The 19,003-nt window shown below is 35.0% G+C and carries 16 protein-coding genes; 2 read left to right on the top strand and 14 right to left on the bottom strand.

The features are described 5' to 3' along the window. Positions 1–22 precede the first annotated feature (22 nt). Positions 23–1,291, top strand: coding sequence for a PTS cellobiose transporter subunit IIC (celB, locus tag A5821_RS14980; RefSeq protein ID WP_086315524.1), 1,269 nt, complete (start codon positions 23–25; stop codon positions 1,289–1,291). 73 nt (positions 1,292–1,364) lie between these two features. Further along, on the top strand, positions 1,365–2,087 hold the full coding sequence (locus A5821_RS14975) for a GntR family transcriptional regulator (protein ID WP_086315523.1): 723 nt from the start codon (positions 1,365–1,367) through the stop codon (positions 2,085–2,087). A gap of 56 nt (positions 2,088–2,143) precedes the next feature. Here the strand turns inward: A5821_RS14975 and A5821_RS14970 are convergent, their stop codons facing one another. The 14 genes from A5821_RS14970 to A5821_RS14905 form a co-directional block, all read right to left on the bottom strand. Beyond that, positions 2,144–3,544: a glycoside hydrolase family 1 protein gene (locus A5821_RS14970; RefSeq protein ID WP_086315522.1), complete on the bottom strand. Its 1,401-nt coding sequence runs from the start codon at positions 3,542–3,544 to the stop codon at positions 2,144–2,146. A 144-nt stretch (positions 3,545–3,688) separates the two neighbouring features. Continuing rightward, the gene (locus A5821_RS14965) at positions 3,689–4,447 is read right to left on the bottom strand and encodes an ABC transporter permease (RefSeq protein WP_086315521.1); all 759 of its coding nucleotides are present in this window, start codon (positions 4,445–4,447) and stop codon (positions 3,689–3,691) included. Next, positions 4,444–5,094 carry an ABC transporter ATP-binding protein gene (locus A5821_RS14960; protein ID WP_170923053.1) on the bottom strand — a complete coding sequence of 217 codons (651 nt, stop codon included), beginning with the start codon at positions 5,092–5,094 and terminating at the stop codon, positions 4,444–4,446. Before A5821_RS14960 ends, A5821_RS14965 begins: the two co-directional genes overlap by 4 nt. A gap of 176 nt (positions 5,095–5,270) precedes the next feature. Continuing rightward, complete coding sequence (locus A5821_RS14955; protein ID WP_086315520.1) at positions 5,271–7,568, bottom strand: lectin like domain-containing protein; 2,298 nt, start codon at positions 7,566–7,568, stop codon at positions 5,271–5,273. Positions 7,569–7,987: 419 nt separating this feature from the next. After that, positions 7,988–8,980, bottom strand: coding sequence for an alpha/beta hydrolase (locus tag A5821_RS14950; RefSeq protein ID WP_086315519.1), 993 nt, complete (start codon positions 8,978–8,980; stop codon positions 7,988–7,990). A 45-nt stretch (positions 8,981–9,025) separates the two neighbouring features. Further along, complete coding sequence (locus tag A5821_RS14945; RefSeq protein WP_170923052.1) at positions 9,026–10,465, bottom strand: helix-turn-helix domain-containing protein; 1,440 nt, start codon at positions 10,463–10,465, stop codon at positions 9,026–9,028. A gap of 232 nt (positions 10,466–10,697) precedes the next feature. Continuing rightward, complete coding sequence (locus A5821_RS14940) at positions 10,698–11,447, bottom strand: hypothetical protein (RefSeq protein ID WP_086315517.1); 750 nt, start codon at positions 11,445–11,447, stop codon at positions 10,698–10,700. Further along, positions 11,444–12,418 (bottom strand): DUF5067 domain-containing protein, encoded by a 975-nt coding sequence (locus tag A5821_RS14935; protein WP_086315516.1) that lies wholly within the window; start codon positions 12,416–12,418, stop codon positions 11,444–11,446. The genes A5821_RS14940 and A5821_RS14935 overlap by 4 nt, the downstream gene beginning before the upstream one ends. Then, positions 12,405–15,017 carry a YfhO family protein gene (locus A5821_RS14930; RefSeq protein WP_086315515.1) on the bottom strand — a complete coding sequence of 871 codons (2,613 nt, stop codon included), beginning with the start codon at positions 15,015–15,017 and terminating at the stop codon, positions 12,405–12,407. The genes A5821_RS14935 and A5821_RS14930 overlap by 14 nt, the downstream gene beginning before the upstream one ends. A gap of 18 nt (positions 15,018–15,035) precedes the next feature. After that, complete coding sequence (gene lepB / locus A5821_RS14925) at positions 15,036–15,620, bottom strand: signal peptidase I (RefSeq protein ID WP_249921881.1); 585 nt, start codon at positions 15,618–15,620, stop codon at positions 15,036–15,038. A 49-nt stretch (positions 15,621–15,669) separates the two neighbouring features. Then, entirely contained in the window at positions 15,670–16,332 is a 663-nt protein-coding gene (gene lepB, locus A5821_RS14920; protein ID WP_086315513.1) for a signal peptidase I, read from the bottom strand. Positions 16,333–16,354: 22 nt separating this feature from the next. Then, positions 16,355–17,020, bottom strand: a complete 666-nt coding sequence (locus A5821_RS14915) for a hypothetical protein (protein ID WP_086315512.1) — start codon at positions 17,018–17,020, stop codon at positions 16,355–16,357. 19 nt (positions 17,021–17,039) lie between these two features. Next, entirely contained in the window at positions 17,040–18,107 is a 1,068-nt protein-coding gene (locus A5821_RS14910; RefSeq protein ID WP_086315511.1) for a DUF916 and DUF3324 domain-containing protein, read from the bottom strand. A 96-nt stretch (positions 18,108–18,203) separates the two neighbouring features. Beyond that, a complete protein-coding gene (locus A5821_RS14905) occupies positions 18,204–18,989 on the bottom strand; it encodes a WxL domain-containing protein (RefSeq protein WP_086315510.1) in 786 nt (261 codons plus the stop codon). Positions 18,990–19,003 lie beyond the last annotated feature (14 nt).

The following is a 19,003-nucleotide window of genomic DNA, read 5'->3' as shown; positions in this document are numbered from 1 at the left end:
CAAATATAAAGGACTGATTAGTATGAATGGTTTTATGGATTCTCTTGGCGAAAAAATCATGCCGCTTGCAAATAAACTTGGGCAAAATCGCTATCTCTCTGTTCTCAGAGATGCGTTTATGTTATCTTTTCCATTAACTATGTTCGGATCGATCATCGTTGTGATCAACAACTTACCTTTTTTCAGTGATGCGACCAAAGGAACTTTATCCTCTTTGTTTGGTAATGGTCAAAATGCAACAATGAGTATTATGGCAGTCTTCGTTACGTTCGGTATCGGCTATTATTTATCTAAATCGTATGATGTTGAAGGTATCTTTGGCGGAGCAGTTTCATTTGCTAGTTTTCTACTTTTAACGCCTTTCATGATGACGCTTGAAGATGGTACAGAAGTTTCTGGTGTATTATCTTTAGATCGTTTAGGTGCTAAAGGGATGTTTATCGGGATGATCGCGGCTTTTCTTGCTGGTGAAATTTATTGTAGAGTAACCAAAAAGGGCTGGCAAATTAAAATGCCTGATGGTGTCCCACCTGCTGTTGCTAAGTCATTTGCTGCGTTGATTCCTGCTATTTTAACGTTATCTGTTTTCCTATTTATCAATGCGATTGTGACAGGTCTATTCAATACAAATCTGCATGATGTTATTTACGAAGTCATTCAAAAACCGTTAGTTGGTTTAGGTAGTAGTTTACCTGCAACATTGATTGCCTTATTCTTTGTTCAATTCCTGTGGTTCTTCGGTTTACATGGTCAAATCATCGTCAATTCCGTAATGGATCCTATTTGGAACACCTTAATGTTAGAAAACTTAGATGCTTATAAAGCAGGAGAAAAATTACCACACATCATTACAAAACCATTTATGGAAACCTTTACGGTAGGTCTTGGTGGCTCCGGTATGACACTTGCAGTTATTTTGATCATGGCATTTATCATGAAGAAAAAACAATACCGAGATATTGGACGTTTAAGCTTAGCTCCTGGAATTTTTAACGTAAATGAACCCGTGATTTTTGGTCTGCCGATCGTTTTGAATGCAACGATTTTGATTCCTTGGCTCTTAGCTCCACTGATCGTTACAGTGCTTAATTATCTTGTAATGGTAGCAGGCATTGTTCCACCTCCAACTGGGGTTTCCGTTCCATGGACTGTTCCGATTTTCTTTAGCGGCATGTTAGCAACAAATTCCATCTTAGGTGGTATTTTACAACTTGTCGATTTAATCCTTGTTGGTTTGATTTGGTACCCATTCTTACGCTTATTAGACAAAGAAAAAGAAAGTGCGATTTAACTGCACTTTCTTTTTCTTTAATTGTCTATACATTCATAATCAGTTACAATACAGAAGAGGAGGTTGTAACGATATGAAGCCAAAATATGAAGAAATCGCAGATACCTTGCGTGAACGAATAAAAAATAATATTTACAAAACAGATACCTTGATTCCTAACCAAACCGACTTAGTAAAAGAATTCAACGTAAGTCGAATGACTGTAAAAAAGGCAATCGGGATTTTAGTCATGGAAGGTCTTTTATACTCTCAACGAGGTTCTGGAACCAAAGTATTGAATCGGTCTTTTTGGGATAAAGATACTTCACCTGCCAATGAATATGATGGTCTTAGCAAACAAATGCATGACCGCCATAAAGAGTTAAAAAGTGAAGTCATTTTATTTGAAGTGGAATTCCCTTCAAAAGAAGTCCAAGAACGGTTAGCTATTTCTAAAGAACAGCCTGTTTATAAAATCATCCGTCTTAGAATTCTGGAGAATGAGCCTTTTATTTTGGAACATACTTACATGCCTTGTGATCTAGTACCTGGTTTAACAACGGATATTCTGAAAGAATCGATTTATACCTATATTAAGGAACACTTATCGCTTGATTTTGCAGGAGCGTATCGAAATATTCAAGCAGATAAATCTGATAAATACGATCAACAATATCTAAACTGTAAAAAAGATGATCCGGTTCTTGAAGTGCAGCAAGTCGTCTATTCAAAAAATGGACGTCCTATCGAGTTTTCTTGTAGTCGAAATCGCTACGATCAAAGAAGTTATTCTATTTTAAATGTTGACTATGCCTAGTTAGAAAAAAGAATGGGAGGCCAAACCGTTTTCAGTTTGACCTCACATTCTGCGTTTTATTTATCTGTTACTGTATTTGTTTGAGCGACGGTTTTAAACCAATGCCCTGATTTCTTGATGGTTTTGATTTGTGTATGGATATTTGTAGAGATAAAGCCATAGCGGTTCTTATATGCATTTGCCCATGACCAACAATCGATCGGTGTCCATAAATGGTAGCCAAAACAATTTGAACCCTCTTCAATCCCTTGATGAACCCATTCTAAATGTTCTCGAATAAAATCAATCCGATAATCATCTTCAACTACTCCGTCTTCGTTCATAAAACGTTCCTCGCCAGAAATCCCCATTCCATTTTCAGAAACAAACCATGGAATATTATTGTAATTATCACGAATATTGATGGCAATATCATACAATGCTTTAGGATATATTTCCCAACCTCGGTCAATATTCATACGACGTCCCGGCATATTGTACTCGTCAAAATAACGATTTGGAAGCCACTCGCCCACACTATTGGGTGCAATATCTGGCGCTTTTACACGATTTGGATGATAGAAATTCACACCTAGAACATCGATCGTATTTTCTTTGATCACCGCTAATTCTTCTGATGTACTTTCCCAAAGGACACCATCTTTGATAAATAAATCAACTAACTCTTGTGGAAATTCACCATGAACAGCCGTATCTAAAAACATACGATTGTTAAATAATTCCGCAATATTTGCCGCCGCTAAATCTTCTGGACTATCAGAAGCGGGATATGTCGGTGTTAAGTTTAAAATGATTCCGATTCTGCCACCATCATTTTGGAGTCCTAATTTTCTAAATGCTTGAATCGCTTTAGCTGATGCCAGATTTAGATTGTAGGCTACTTGCACCGCTTTTTTACCATCCACTATTTTTGGATAATGGAACTGGTGTAAATATTCACCTTCAACAACTACGATGGGTTCATTATGTGTAAACCAGTCTTTCACCCGATCACCAAATAATTCAAAACATTTTTCAGCAAATTTCACATACAATTCCACCACATGTTTGGATTCCCAACCACCATATTTATGATACAGCTCAACAGGCAAGTCAAAATGATGTAAATTCATCACAGGACGAATTCCAGCTTCTAAAAACGTATCAATTACCTCGTTGTAAAAACGAACTGCATCTTCATTAACCGTTCCAAGCTCCAAATCATCCATCAAACGACTCCATTGAATCGAGGTACGAACGCTATTTAAGCCAATTTCTTTCATCAAAGTAATATCTTCTTTGAAACTATTGTAAAAATTTGAGGTTACATCTGGACCCACTTGATCGTAAAAGTCAGTTGGCTCGATCTCATACCAATAATCAAACATATTCGCATGTTTTTTATTAAAACGTCCTTCACTTTGTGGACCTGATGTTGCAGCTCCCCACCAAAAATCTTCTTTAAATGTTCTTTGCATCGCTATCCCTCTTTCATCGAATCATTTTTCACTCATCGTATTCACTATTATTATAAAGCGAACCTCAATAAATGTCTATACTTTTAATTGCAAAGTATACAAAAAAAGATAAGATGGATGTCATCTTATCTTTTAGAAAGTTTACTAAATAATCAATTGTTTTCTTTCATTATAATACTGTTTATACGCTAAATAAGTCGCAATGACCGAACCAATGCTTGTTGCAGAAAGCAGCATAAAAGTCACCATGATTTGATACTTTATCGCATGAACAGGATCCACACCAGCAAAAATCAACCCTGACATCATCCCTGGCAAACTAACAATACCAACCGTTTTCGCAGAATCGATTGTCGGCGCCATCCCTGTTCGAATGCTCGCTCTGACGATTGAACGTGAGGCTAGTTTGATATCTGCACCTAAAGCAAGTTTTTCAAGAACCGCTTGTCGTTGGTCATGAAACAAGCTATCCATATTCCGATAACATAGCCCAATCGCAATCATGGAATTGCTTGCGATCATCCCACTAATTGGAATAATTTGTGAAGGAATAAAACGAATCGCACCGGATAAAACCAGGACACCAATCGTCACTCCTGTACTGCAAAAGATCGCTAACAAAGAAATCAAAAAACTATTTTTAAGATGATTACTACGTTTTCCCGCATTCAATGCGGCATTAATGATGATGACCCCTGCCATCACGACCGTCAAAAGTGCATTATCTACTTGAAATACATACTTCAGCAGATACCCAACTAAAACTAATTGAATGATTGCGCGACACACACTAATAACAATATCCTTCGTAAACCCTAGTTTTTCTTTATAGCTGATTAGTAAGGCAACAATGACCAACATTCCAGCAAATAATAATGAAAGATCATTCACGGCTAAGTTCATTTTTCCTCCTCCAATCTTCCTGCTACGATTTTTTTAATGATTGTTGATTGCGCAATTTCTTCTGCGTCATGAGTCACACGAATCAAGGTCACATTTTGTTCTTGATTCAACTTCAATAGCCATTGATTGACGATTTGTTTACTCTCTTCATCTAAACCAGCGGTAACCTCGTCTAAAAGCAGAACTTCTGGTAGAAATATCACATTACGAATCAACGCAATACGCTGCTTTTCTCCGCCAGACAATTCGGTGATTTTTTTGTCGAGATAGCTTTCAGGTAGTTTTACTTCTTCTAGCAACTCTAGTACGTGGCTTTCTTGAAAGTCCTTTTTGCGTATTTCATATGGGAATATGAAATTATCCCGTACGGTTTCACCGAATAAAGAAGGTTGTTGAAAACAGTATGAGACTTGCATACGGTAATTTTCAGGTGTTAGTGTTGCGATATCGTCACCTTTAAAATAAATTTTTCCTTTTGTTATCGTTAATAACGAAGCAAGCAGCTTCAAAAAAGTACTTTTCCCCCCACCAGATGGGCCAGTGATCGTCAGGTGACTGCCTTGTTCGATTTCCAATTCAATACTGTTGATAATTTGTTTATTTTCGATTTCATAAGAGATATGATCCGCCTTTAGAATTAGTTCCAAATTCTTTCACTCCTCGTGATTTCTTCACTTTTTATCATATCATATAATATCAACAATATTTCATAATTTATTAATCAAAAATAAGTTATCAGATGAGAATATGGCTTGAACCATACTCACACCTGATAACTACTTATAGTATATCTTGTATATGTTTTCTTTGTGAATAGTCAAATTTAAACCTTTGGTGGCGTTACCTTTATTCCTGGATTGTTGTCAGTCTGATAGGTTCCTTCCTTAAGTTTTAGATTTTTGCTTAAATCTAGTACTGATAATTGATTATTCCGAACATCTAGAGAAATCAACTGTAAGTTTACGCTTAAATCAAGAGCTTTTAGCTGATTCTCCCCGATGCTTAAAAAGCGAATCGCTGGATTATTTTTTAAGTTAATAGCTGTTAGTTGATTTTTAGAAATATATAGATTCTCAAGTTTCGGATTCTTGGTAATATCAATCTCTTTTAACTGATTTCCAACAAGTTCTAAATATTTTAAGTTAGGAAGTTTTGACGTATCGATGTTTCTCACACTTGTTTTACCCGCACCTAGCTCTAATAAGGATGGATTGTTTGAGAGATCGATTTTTGCAATTTTAGAATTGGAGTCTACCCTTAAATAGTACAATTTGGGATTTTTGGTCACATCAATTGCAGCCAACTCATTTAATCCTAAATATAGATGATTCAATTCTGGATTTTTACTGACATCGATTGATTCTAATTGATTACGATAGATACTTAAAAAACTTAGTTTAGGATTTCGGCTAAGATCAATTGTCTTTAATTTATTCGTGCCTAATTGCAGCGACTCTAATTTAGTACAATTAGTTATATCAATTGAAGTTAGTTTGCTTCCTGTAGCGTCAATCCATCTCAATTCTGGATTATTCTTTAAATCAAGAGTTGTTATTAACGATCCCGAAACTTCAAGCCAGTTAAGCTTTTTATTTTTACTAAGGTCTAATGTTGAAAGTTTTCCATCTTGAAATTGTAGATACTCTAAATTAGACAAATACTCAATACCTTGAGCATTATCTACTTCCTGATTGTGATATCCGCTTAACACAATAGATTTTATTTTATCTGCTTCTTCTTGTGTCAGCGAATCATGTATCGATTTACCTAGTTGTTTAGCAATCTCAGCAGCAAAATTTGGTGCTGGGAATACGTCTTTAATACGTCCTAGGTTAACAGGCTCATTGCTGTTCGTATAAACATTAAATAGGTAATTTGTATCACTCTCTTTTTTCCAATTGTTATTTTCATCTAAAGAGTGGCCTCTAAATATTTCTCTGCCTATTGCACCCAGTTCTGCTGGAATAGGCATTTTATCCAAATTACTTGGTTTAGTAAGCTTAATTACGACAGAAAACTTCTCTTTCGATGTAATTGGAATTGATTGCTCTAGTTTGATTGTTGCTGCACCAATGTCGGCTTTGGTTCCAACTGCCACTTTGGTAAACCCTTCTAATCCTTTTGTTGGTACACCATTTGGATTAACATATATCTCATAAGGAACATTTTCAACGGCTGTCCGAATACTGATTGCATCAATTTTTTCTGCTTCTTTTGGTGCATCAAATACATGACCGAATGTTTTGCTGCTCTTTGTCTCTATGCGCCTTCCTCCATTTATAACTCCTTCACCATATTTTGCTTTGTAATTGTCAGGGCTTTCGACAGAATTAACAAAATATAGCTCTTGATTACGAAGGTAAGCATCTTCATAAGAGATATAATAGTACCCCTTTTGTCCCCAATTCGTTCCCCACGTATTTTTTGCAATAAAGGCGCCATCTCTAGCAGGTTTATATGTGAATTTATTTTTCGAAAAAGAATCATCCCAACCAACAATAGTGACCACGTGGTCAGGGTAATCAACTGCGTTTTGCACCAATACATTTTGTGAATCATGGTCAGTCCGATAAGATTGTAGACCATTTCTAGAGGAAGTAACATTACCATGGTTATAAATTGCGCTCTTAATTTTATTGATTCGATTGGTAATTTCATCTGCCGTATTCGTTTGGAAATTTGTCAATGCAGGTAATGTTGTAAATCCTTGAACATGAACCGCTGCTGGAACTTTTTCCAGTTCTTCTTTTGAATGAGAGCCTGGTCCGTCACTAGAAAAATCTTTTTCTAAGACTGGTCCTTGCCAGCCCATCGCTCTTTCAAAAACCATATCTGCACCTGAATATCCATTCTCCTCTAAAAGACGTGCATAGTAATCTCCGGATAGATCCGCTTGAATACCAGTTTTATTTACATAATTTTGTTCAGTTGCCGTCACTGCCGCATACGCCCAACAAAAATTACCTACTTGTTGTTTTACAGGTGTCACAGTTCCCATTTGCCTCGGATCAAAAGCAGCTGGATAACTTTCTGCTATCGCTTGCTTTGATAAACCAAAACTACAGAATGAAAATACCGCTAACACACCAACACACCATTTATTTTTCTTTTTACTAATCATTTCACAACCCCCAATTTTCTTTTTTCAAAAATACAAACTTTAAGTATTACAATGATAAGTATAAACAGATAACATTATTAAAAAAATAGATTTTCGTCAGACAAACATAGAATTTCTTTAGATTTTCACTATTTTTCTGGATCAAAAAAAAGAAAATCAAAATCTTCATCAAAATGGAAGCCTGATAACTAGGTGCATATTATCCATAGAATAAAATACAACCGTTTTTGAATAACAATTCATGGAGGAGAGAGACTTATTCGATAAAAAAATATATCCTAACTTCTGCTTTATTTTTTCCATCTTCAGTTATTGCCTTTAAAAATATTATCATGTTTAAAGGCAATAAAAAAAGTACATGAAAATCACATCATGCACTTTTTATTTTTCTATTCTATTAAGCAATCTTTTTGAGAGTTTTATTGCGTCCATTTGTCCAAGAAAGATAATGTTTTTGACAATGCCTCTTCTGATTCCGGTGTACGCATATTCATCTGATATCCGTGGTTGACATCAAGTGTATCCGGAAAGAACAGGCTAGTAGTATCAACCCTGTGTTTTTTCAACGCCTCTTCATACTCTTTGGCTTGTTGCGTAAAGGTCTTCTTATTTCCATCTGTTATGAATACAGGAGGAAATTGAGTTGTAATATATGGTTCAAGATTGTATTTGTCGCCTAATTTAGGATCATTTTTCCAAAAACGCTCACCAGTTAAAGCCCAGCCCATTTCAAAAACGCTCAATTTAAATAACCAATTATCGACTGGATAATCTTGAATAAAAGATAACTTATAAGGGGCACTATACAGAATTAGGCCTTTTATCTTGATCTCATCATCAATCGTTTGTTTATCTATTTTGTTATACGTTTTATTATACCTAGCTGTACCTAATTGCGCTGCAAGATACCCACCAGCAGACGATCCAGATAAAAAGATATTATTATTGTCTAATTTGAATTTATCCGTGATTGTTGGAAGATCATTAATAAAATCAGTTGCTTGTAAAATTTGATCATCTAAAGTTGCTTTAGGAGCTAATTCATAATTAACAGATATAACCGCATACCCTTCAGCTGCCAATGTTGGCCCAAAATATTTAGCCATGTTCTTATCTCCAGTAATAAACCCACCTCCATGGAAAAATACGACTATCGGAGGATTGGATTTTCTTTTAGGAATATATATATCGTATTTATTATTAGTGAAGCTTGAATTATATGATATATTTTTTTCAGTATAACTATCATTTTTAAGTTGCGAAAAGTTATGGGGCGGAGTGTATCCAGGAAGCTTAGGCGTTCTACTTTTTACTACGTTTAAAAATGGAACTGGTGAAATAAAAAGAAGTAAAATTGTTAGGACTAAAACACTGGAGATAAATAAGATAAAAATTTTTACGTATTTAGGCATGTTTGTCTCCTTAATTTTTCTTGCTAATAGAAAATTACAACTGATTTAATCTGTTCGACTGAAGATTACCTCGAATACAGAATTTAACCAACTTGGTAATGTATCGAGATAAGAGTACCGGTCAATATATATACTATTAGGTATATCCGTATAAAATGTATCTTTATTCGTATAGATCAATAGATCTATATCTTTGACCTCCATATTCTGAATACTATCTACAAAAACATTAGAATATACATTTAATGTTTTCGTTAAAAAATGAATAAACTTCTTTTCTTCAAGCATATTCATATCTGTATTAACAGCGATCACTTTTAAAGGATATATTGCTTCTGGAGGGAACATATTCATGATAATCTGTTGATATTTATAAAAAAGGAACTGTGCATTTTCTTTAAAAATACCATTACTATTTTTATGAAAATAGTTTAAATAGTTTTCTAAAAGGCTTTCTACCTTAGGGTTTGCTTCTAATTTAGATTCTTTTCGTTGATAAATATGATTTGTATTAATATACAACAAACAATATACATGAGACGAAAGCAGAAAGTAATTTAATTCTTCTATTTCTGTATCACTAAAATTCGTAACATATTCAGAAAAATAGTTCTTAAACAAATCATTTATTTTAAACATATCGGATTTATTAAAATTTTTAGTCGTTTTATAATTTCTATTCGCAATTATTGATAATGAAAAATAAGCTACTTCATCAACAGACAATAAGAATTCCTTTTGAAAAAGTTGATTCATAAAGTTGAAAAAAACATTCCCTTTAAATAGCTCATTAAATAAAGGCTCGGTATTTTTATAATAATAAGACTTATTGAATCTTATTAGTAGTATCGCTAATCTATATTCTAACACTCGTTTTGACGACAATTTGATTTTTTCGTTTTTGAAAAGATTAGATAAGACTCTTTTTACTTTATTTTCATCAATTACATCAAAAGGCCATTCGTAACCTTTGAAGATCTCCCAAACAATCTCTTCCAATATTCTTCGAATCAGTGGTTCTGGTCCTACTAATTCATATGTCCCCTGTCGACTTTTTATATTTATCCCAAAATGATTTGCCAAAATATTTATGTCGCTTATTTTTTTTTCAAATGTTGATTCACTTAAAAAAAACTCTCTACAAAAATCTGATTTGCTTATTTTACCATATAACAAAAGTTGAAAAACTAACTGTGTTGGCCACATGTCAAAGATTTTTCTTCTATAATAAACTCCAAATAAAAATTCATCATAGATTTCTAAGCGTATTCCTTGAGATTGAGAATATTGTAGGGAAAAACTTTTATCGTCATTTTTCTGGATAATTCCTATATATTTTAGTAACGTCGGTTTTGAAATATTCACTCGACTTTGAATTTCTTCTTGATGCATCCACTGATCGTTACTTCTGTGTAACAATTTCAACATTTCTAGTATGGTTTTCGTTTCCGAATCCAATAGTTTTTCTAGTCCTACTATAAGCATATCCATCTCTCCAATATATCTTATTAGTTACATGGTATTACAGTTGATATTTTTATTAAAATATAAGAATACCAGTTTAGTCAATAATAATGGATTACGCTCTTGGACATATTTTTACAGAGAGAATCAAAATAGTTTTCTTGATCTTTAAACTATGAAAAAATTAAATTATCAATAAAACTATATAATCATCATTCGAGTTGAGTTCCCTTATGCCATTTATTTTTGACACTTATTTGCTTTTTTGGTCTGAAATCTCTGCATAAAGTTCTCTAAAGGTTCCTACTTCGTCATAGACTGCTGCGATTTCTTTCAAAAATTCTTGTTCTTTATCTAAACCACTTGTATTTGAAACGATTGGTAAATAATCGTCGGTGATTGGATTTTCTGATTCCTTCATTCGTTTCTCATAGCCAGCTAAACCTGTTTCAAGTTTTTTTTCTGGCAGTTTCATATTTTTTCCGATTGCTGTGATCAATTCTCTTTGATTGTCATTTGGCAATGTCCCTTTAATAGGTGCAATTTTAACCGTTACGATCTGGGATTTTAAATAGGTTTGTGCTTGATCTACTGAATACGCATAGGTCAAAATAACTTCTGAAAAAACTTGCAGTTCTTCTCCTCGATAAAATGGATATAAAGTCCGAAATTCCAGTTCCTTATTTCTGGCAAAAATGGCATATTGTACAGCGCCAAGTTTAACTGTTTTAGAGGTTAATTCTTTGGTAAGCGTGTGTTTGGTTGTCTCGTAGTAGTTTGAAACCGTTACGTTGTATTTATCTTGAAGTAAATCAAAAGCCTTCGCTTCTTTTTCGATTTTTGAATAATCTGCATCGCCAAACGATCGGTTTCGCTCACTAGACCAACTAAGAGCGTGTTCTGCTTGTGAGAATCCCGCATAACGATCCGTTTTTCCACATCCTATCAAGACCAGTAGTAAAACAAGAATCATTAGACTCATACTTCGCTTTTTTTGACTCATCCTGGTACCACCACCCGAACAGATTCTTTTCCTGGAAAGGCGTCTTGTGAGAAATTCAATTCAACAGGACTTTTATCCTGTAATTCGTACAGAACAACACTTTCTATTTGTTCTCCCAAATTTACAGTGTTTGTTTGTGTTGCAGCTAATTCTTTTACGTCTAATAGATCAGATTCTTGTGGTAAATTTCCTATTAATAAGGTTTTGCCATTTTGAGTCGCGGTCACAACTTCCTGCCAGACTGAAGGGTGTGCCGTTTCTAGTCCTAAGTTGGTAAACATATAACGGATCGCCAGCATTTTTTTCCCTTCTGCTCCTGTTACTTGACGCACGGCCGTTGTTTCTATTTTTATGTCCTTATTTTCAATTGTTACAATATCCCCTGCTTCTTTTTTCAGAGCTTCTTGCTCTTTTTCAGCTTCTAACTTATCAAAAGAACGCTCTTTGAAGGTCTCAACAGACGCATCTATTTGTTCGGATCGTTTCTTATATGCGTTATCATCTGCGGAATAGAACGTCACTTGGACAAAGCCATGTTCTGTCCAGATGTAGTATAAATGAGCCCAGACACTTTTCTCTTTAAACGTTGTATTTAAAGTATATTTATACGCTGGTGCCTCTCCTATGGTGATTTTTTTCATATAGATATCCTTTGCTTCTTTATAACGATAGCGTTCCTTGAGTTTTTCTCTGGTTTGTTCTCCAAATCCTTTTTGCACAACATCTTTTACCGGAATAGTGGAAATAAAAACATAAGAATTACTTTTAGTATCTTCTCCACTAAAAGCGGTTTGAAGACCATATTCTTTGTTCGGTTCTTGATCAGCTTTCCAAGCACCAGGTAGTTGGAATTCATAGGTAACACCTTCATCATTAAACTGTGTGTGTGTTTCGTCTAATTGTTTGGTGCAGCCTATTAGAAACAAACTACTGATGACAATTGTTAGCAGTGCCAAACTAAATTTTTTCATTGACTTCCAGCCTCCGTCTCTCTTTTTTATGCCAATAAACGTATCCAATAAACAACAAAAAACTGCTAAGACATAAGAAACTGCCAAGTTTCATGCCTTTGGGATAATAATTCAATTGAACAGTATGCGTCCCTTTTGGTACTTTGACGGTAATCAGCGCATCCTGCACTGCCTTGATTTCTACTGGCTTTCCGTCAACTTGTGCCTGCCAACCAGCATCATACGGAATCGTTGTAAAAATTACTTGTTCTTTTTCAGTTGTAACTTCCGCGTACACATGATTTCCTATTACTTCAAAATCGACTTCTTTTTGTTTGATTGCTGCGATTTCTTGATCCAGGATTGCTGTTTTTAGCATCAGAACAGATGGACGAAGCACTTTTACAACAGAACTACCTGTAAACTTGGCTGTTACTTTGACTTTTTCGGCTTTTTCATAGTAGCCAATCGTATAATAAGAACCCGTTGCAGAAAGACCACTGCTCGTTTTATTACCTGGGACACTAACTTCTACAGAGCCGTCATCTAATCCGTTAGATGCTCTAGTGTCTAAGGTTAAATAGGCTTGGGTTTTTTCAGGAATATTGACCTCCCAAGTGATACTTTTTTCTTCATTATTATTGGTTTCTTCTGAAAAATAAGTAAAATCGCCTTCTTCCCGAATAAACATATTTTTTCGAGAAACTTCATTTAATCCAGTAAATTGGAATAATGGTTCTTTTTGTTCAGAAAGATACTGAAGCAATGCTGTTTGGTTATTATTGTTTTTTTTCTGAAAAATGCCTTGATCCGTTAACATCCCTAAAGGTAACGCATTCTTATTTTCATATAGAGCATAATTTCCTTGGGTTGCGATTTTTTTAAACCCATATTTCTTTGGATCATTTTTGGCTATATTGTATTTCACACCTAATAAGTCATCCATCAAAATGGTATTATTTTGATATTGAATCGTAAGATTGGTTCCAGGAGATCGATACCCTAAGCGGTCTAAGTACTGAGAGGAGTGGCGATTACGAATCGAAGAAAACATGGTGACTCCAGAATAATTGTAATTAAAACTATCTGTACGGCTAATTGAATCAATATTTTCCAATCGATAGAAGCTATCATTTCTTGATTGGGCTTTTTTCACAAGCGGCTCGATTTGTTTATATCCGTCTGTATAGCGTTCTCGGCTCGTATAGCCCCACTCTCTATTGATACCAACCATGATTTGCTGTGTATTAAAAAAGAGTTCACCGCAGACACAAGCGACAATCAAACTTGGCACTAACCACACATGTTTGTCGACTTTTTCTTTTAATACGAATAAAAGAAGGTAAACAATCAATAACACTACTGTTAGAATCAATGATTCTTGCGTGATATAGCCATATCTTTTTTTATTGGATATGATTGCTACTAGAATGAATAGCCCCATGATAGACAAGGCACAATTCCCAAGCACATTCAACTCTTTTTTCTCAAACTTCTCTAAACCAAAGCCAGCTAAAATCAAGATAAGACTCGAGTATAAAAAGCTAAATCGAAACAAAAACATATTTGGTGAATGAAGTCCTTGCCAAAATAGATTCAATGGCTGTATATAAACACTCACTACCATAAATAGAACGAGCCCTCCATATAACAGCTTATTTTTCAAAGGGATTTTTTTACTAACAAAATAGAAAATAAAAAATAGCAATGGTAACAATCCGATCGAAATAAATGGACCACTGCCAAACTTTGAGGTATCATAGACACCAGACATACTTTTGACAATAAAATCCCAAGGTCCTAAATCATTCGTAAAAAAGCTCGTGACTGCATCTAGTTTTTCTCCGTTTGCCCGTAAATCAATCACAGAAGGTAAAATAATGATCATCGAAGCACCACCAGCAAGAATCGATGTGATGAAATAAGGAATCACCGCTTTTTTATATAAAGTCCAGTCTGTCAGCGCACGAACAAAGAAGTAACAAAAACTAAAAAGCCCTACCATGAACGCCATATAATAATTTGACACAAACAATAAAAAGTAAACTATAAATAACAAACCAGGCTTTTTTTTATCCATTAATCGTTGAATGCCCAGTAGAACAAGTGGAAGGTAAATCAACGCATCCATCCACATCAACATAATCGAATAAGCCACAGTAAAGCTCATCAACGCATAATAAACGCTTAATGAGACTTTTACCCATTGCGGGAGACGAAATGTCTGTTGCGCAAAAATCCAAAAGGTCACACCCATGGCACCGATTTTGGTCAGTAAGATAACATACATTGCATCCGGCATATTAAGATTATCAAAAAAGAACACTAAAAAACTGAACAAACTATTTATGTAATAGCTCATCAAAGAAACAAAATTCAATCCCAATGACCCATTCCATGTATAAAAGAACGACTGCTCGCCATGGAGGAGATTGTTAAAACCAGAATAAAAATTGACCAGTTGACCAAATGCATCGCTTGCCAAAATCGTTCGATCACTTGTTGGATAAATCCCTAATCGATAATAACTCATCGCCATGATCAAAACGGGTAGAAAAAAACTAAGAGCTAACGCTAAACTTTTTTTATTTAAAAAAACTTTTTTTACTTGTTGCTTCATTTATTTCCTCACTTTTCTTTACTTAACCAAACCGAGCCTATTTAATGGATAATACCTAAAGGTCACGACTCCTTCGATCTTATTTTTATCAATCAATCCTAATTCCCGACTATCTGTTGAATGTCTTCGATTATCTCCTAAAACAAAAAACTGATTCTTAGGAATCGTAGAAAGTCCTTCTAATTGAGCGGCTACTTCCCAACTAACACGAATTTTTAATGTCCCATCTGGTAAATCAACGCCAGAAAGGTGTTCTTCATTTGGCGGAGTTGGATTACTTTCGGCCATCTGAAAATTTAAATAAACCGTATTTTTATCCAACCAAATACGATCTCCAGGTAGTCCAATAACTCTTTTAACATAAGATTCATGCTTTTCTTCTCTCGGCTGAAAAGTGATCAATGAATAGCGGGTTGGTTCTGCATTTTTCATACTAAATAAGCGATCCTTATTATGTAAGGTAGGAAGCATAGATTCACCACTGACTACGTGTGGCTTTACCTTTACTAAAAATAGAATGCCGAAAAGCAATAATAGGAAAAAACTGATGCGTCTTAAAACAGTCCCCATGTTTTTCTTCGATCGTAACTCTTGTTTACTCATTTGTTTGACGTCTATCGTAACCATCCTTCTTTCATTTTGACTCATCCTATTAAAATTGTTGGATTTGATGAATAGGAAGTACTCTCATTTCGACAACCCCTACAATCTCTTTTTCGTCGATATAGCCATATTCTCGACTATCCGCTGCATAGGGACGATTATCTCCTAAAACAAGATACTTTCCTTTCGGTATCGTGGTGATTTTAGGGAACCAATCTTCGGTATAGGAACTTTTCGCACTCTTTGCCCGTTGAATTTCTGTTTCCAAAAAGCGCTCGTATACTTCAGTATCATTGATATAGAGCTTATCTTCTTTATAATAGATTGTTTCTTGCGGCATCCCAATGACTCTTCTCACCGATGTTTCCTTGCTTTTAGCATCTTTATATACAATCAGTTTAAACCGTTTTGGCTTTGCTAATTTATTGACAAAAACCCACTCACCATTGTTTAAAGTCGGAATCATAGAATACCCTTTGACTTTGGTAAATGAAAAGGTAAAGACCGATAAAAGAAAAAGTACGACCCCAAGGAAAAATAGACTCAATCCAAATTCTAGCAACATTCGTTTGATACGAGCTTTTCTTTTTTTCTTTTGTCTCTGTTTTCTCTCAAGAAGCCGCTTAGCTTTATTTTTTTTCTTTCTATTTATTGCAGAATTTTTTTTATTTTTAGGGTGTGAGTGATTCGTCATACTACGTTTAGCACTCATATTAAAACCCCTTTGACTGAATTTATTTTTTCTGTTTTAGTGCCGCTTCATCAACGCTAAATTGCTTGAATAACTTGGTTTGTGTCTTCTTGATTCGGTTCAAATCATCCATATAGGACACAATCGTTTCCTGGTTATTTAATTGCTCACTTGTTAAGGAATAGAGATTCGTACCATAATCACGGAGTTGTACATAGTATCGATTAAGTGCCTGTTGCCCTTCTTTAGACAAACTATTAGACGGGGTTGCACTTCCATAAGAAGCCAATAAGGAACTCAACTCCATTAACTTTTCTTTTATTTCATCACCACTTGCACCATTTTGAAGACTGACTAAATTTTTATTTACCTCGTCCGTAATAAAATAGCTTTGTACAATAATATTGCCATCTGTTGAAGAAAGATTCGTCATTTCATACTGCCGAGCATAAAAACCACTGCCCATGAAAGAAAAGCTGATCATTACTAATACAATTGCTCTCTTTAATTGTGCTTTTTTCTTTTGTTCTACTCTTTTTTTAGCTCTTAGCCAACGTTTCCTTCTTACTTTCTTTTTGGGACGTTTTCGGTTTAATTCATTCATCTCTTTCGTTGTTACAAAAAATTGAGCGAAAGAAAAGATACCTAGACAAACACTGATGAAGAAGGCAGAAAAACAGCCAATAAAAACCCAACTTAGTATCGTCATCTTCTAGCTCATCCCCCAGTTATCTTTTCTTTTTTGTTTTTTTACGCTTCTTTTTTTGTTTATTGGATACAGCTCTAGTCACTAAATAAATGAGTAGGAAAATAACTAAAATCCCGCCAGCGATCATTAAGATCATCTTCCAATTGATCCCTCTATCTTGTATCAAAGAGACATCTTCTGCATTATATTTATCTGCATCTTTTTGCGTGATTTTAAACTCTTCTTGCCACTCCCATTTTTTGTCACCAGCCGTTACACGGATACGCCCTACATAGTCTCCAGCAATAAAGGATTCTCCATTTAAATTAATTGGAAAAGTCATTGCAGAATTTGGAGCCATACGATAATTTTCTTTTTTTGTTTCATATAAAACATCATCTGATCCCTTTTTAAAAATTTGAGCATCAACGGTCATACCTTCTACATATGTGGCTTCAGTATTGGTAAAATCGACTAGAAAAGTATTACGATAATTGGTTAAACCTGCATATATTTTATTGAATGTTAATTCAGGTTGGATTTTTGTATCTGACTCGCTTAACAGCATACCAATGATAAAAGCATACTTATTCACAACGCCTTGAGCGGATTCACTAGCTTTTTTTTCTGCTTCTGTCTCAGATTTTTGTAAATAAATTCCCCCTGAAATATACCCATCATATTTCTCTTGTGGCATAGAAATTTCTGCCGCTACTTTTTGTGTTCCTTTTGGCGGTATCGTCACCTTTTCAGGGACTTTCACAATATCTTTTAAATCATATTTCAAAGAAGGATCGTTTTTTAGCTTCGTCGGACCATATTCAATCACTCCGTTACTATTGGTTTTGGCACTATGAACAGACAAATCAACTGAAAGATCTTTATCGGTCATATTGTATAGCTCAATGTCAACGGTTTGCTTTTGTTCAGGTTTCATCCGCAAATCAAAATATCCTGCATTCCCAACTTGGTTTTCCGGCTTGATGATCTTATAGCTATAGCCGATACTTGATGCATCTTCGTTGGCATATGTAGTTTGTGGTATCAGTATCGTTAAACAACTTATGTATAATAAAAAATATATACTTCGTTTCAAATATCGTGTCATAATGTTTTCCCTTCTAGTCTTTTAAAAAATAGGTTACCGATCCAGACGGATCGGTAACTCGCTTGTTTCTTTTAACAATCAAAAGTCGGTGATTGACTATTTAGCGGCCGTTAATACCCAAGTTACTTCCCCTTTATAGTCGCCTTCAAAGATTGATTTTTCTTTACCAATCGTTAATTTAACAGATTTAGTAGAAGCTTCTTCCCCAGTTGCTGTCAATTTACCAAAGTGGATATATGTTTGTCCTTGACCTTGGTCTTTGTTTGCCCCATTGTTATCTACTACAATGGCTGGTGCTGCTTCTGAAACTTCCGCAGATGTTTTCACTGCACTTTCAGGTAGAGCGATTTCTTGCGCTACATTTGTTTTACGTCCGATATTTCTATAAAGCAATGTCGCACCATCTAGTTTACGATCTACGCTTTCAGCGCCTTCTTTGACTGTTGTTGTCATTGGTTTAGTGATTTGCGCTGTTAATGTATAGTTATGGTTCAATGTGCTACGGACATCCTTGATCGCAACGTTATTGGCCATTACACCATTTTTTTCTGTATAGTTTTTTGCCCAGAATACACGATCATTTCCATCTGTCACAACCGCATTTTCACCAAAACTTAATGGCGTCACATCTTGGATCCCAAAAACAACTGGTTTAAGTGGACGAGTGATTGTTCCTGATTCGATATCTGTATCTTTTTCACCATTTGAATCCGTCAAACCTGGACGTGTTGTATTTGTATCGTCCTCTGTATTACGTGTAAATTGGATATCCATATCCCCTTTAAAGGTTGTATCATCCGCTTTTGTGATTCCTGGTACTGCGACTGCAACCCCAACAGCTGCTAATAGTGCAGCACTACATAATTTGTGTGTTAATTTCATTTGTGTTTCCTCCT

The organism is Enterococcus sp. 7F3_DIV0205, assembly GCF_002141365.2.
Taxonomy (GTDB): domain Bacteria; phylum Bacillota; class Bacilli; order Lactobacillales; family Enterococcaceae; genus Enterococcus_L; species Enterococcus_L palustris.
This window is presented reverse-complemented; position numbering and strand designations above follow the sequence as displayed.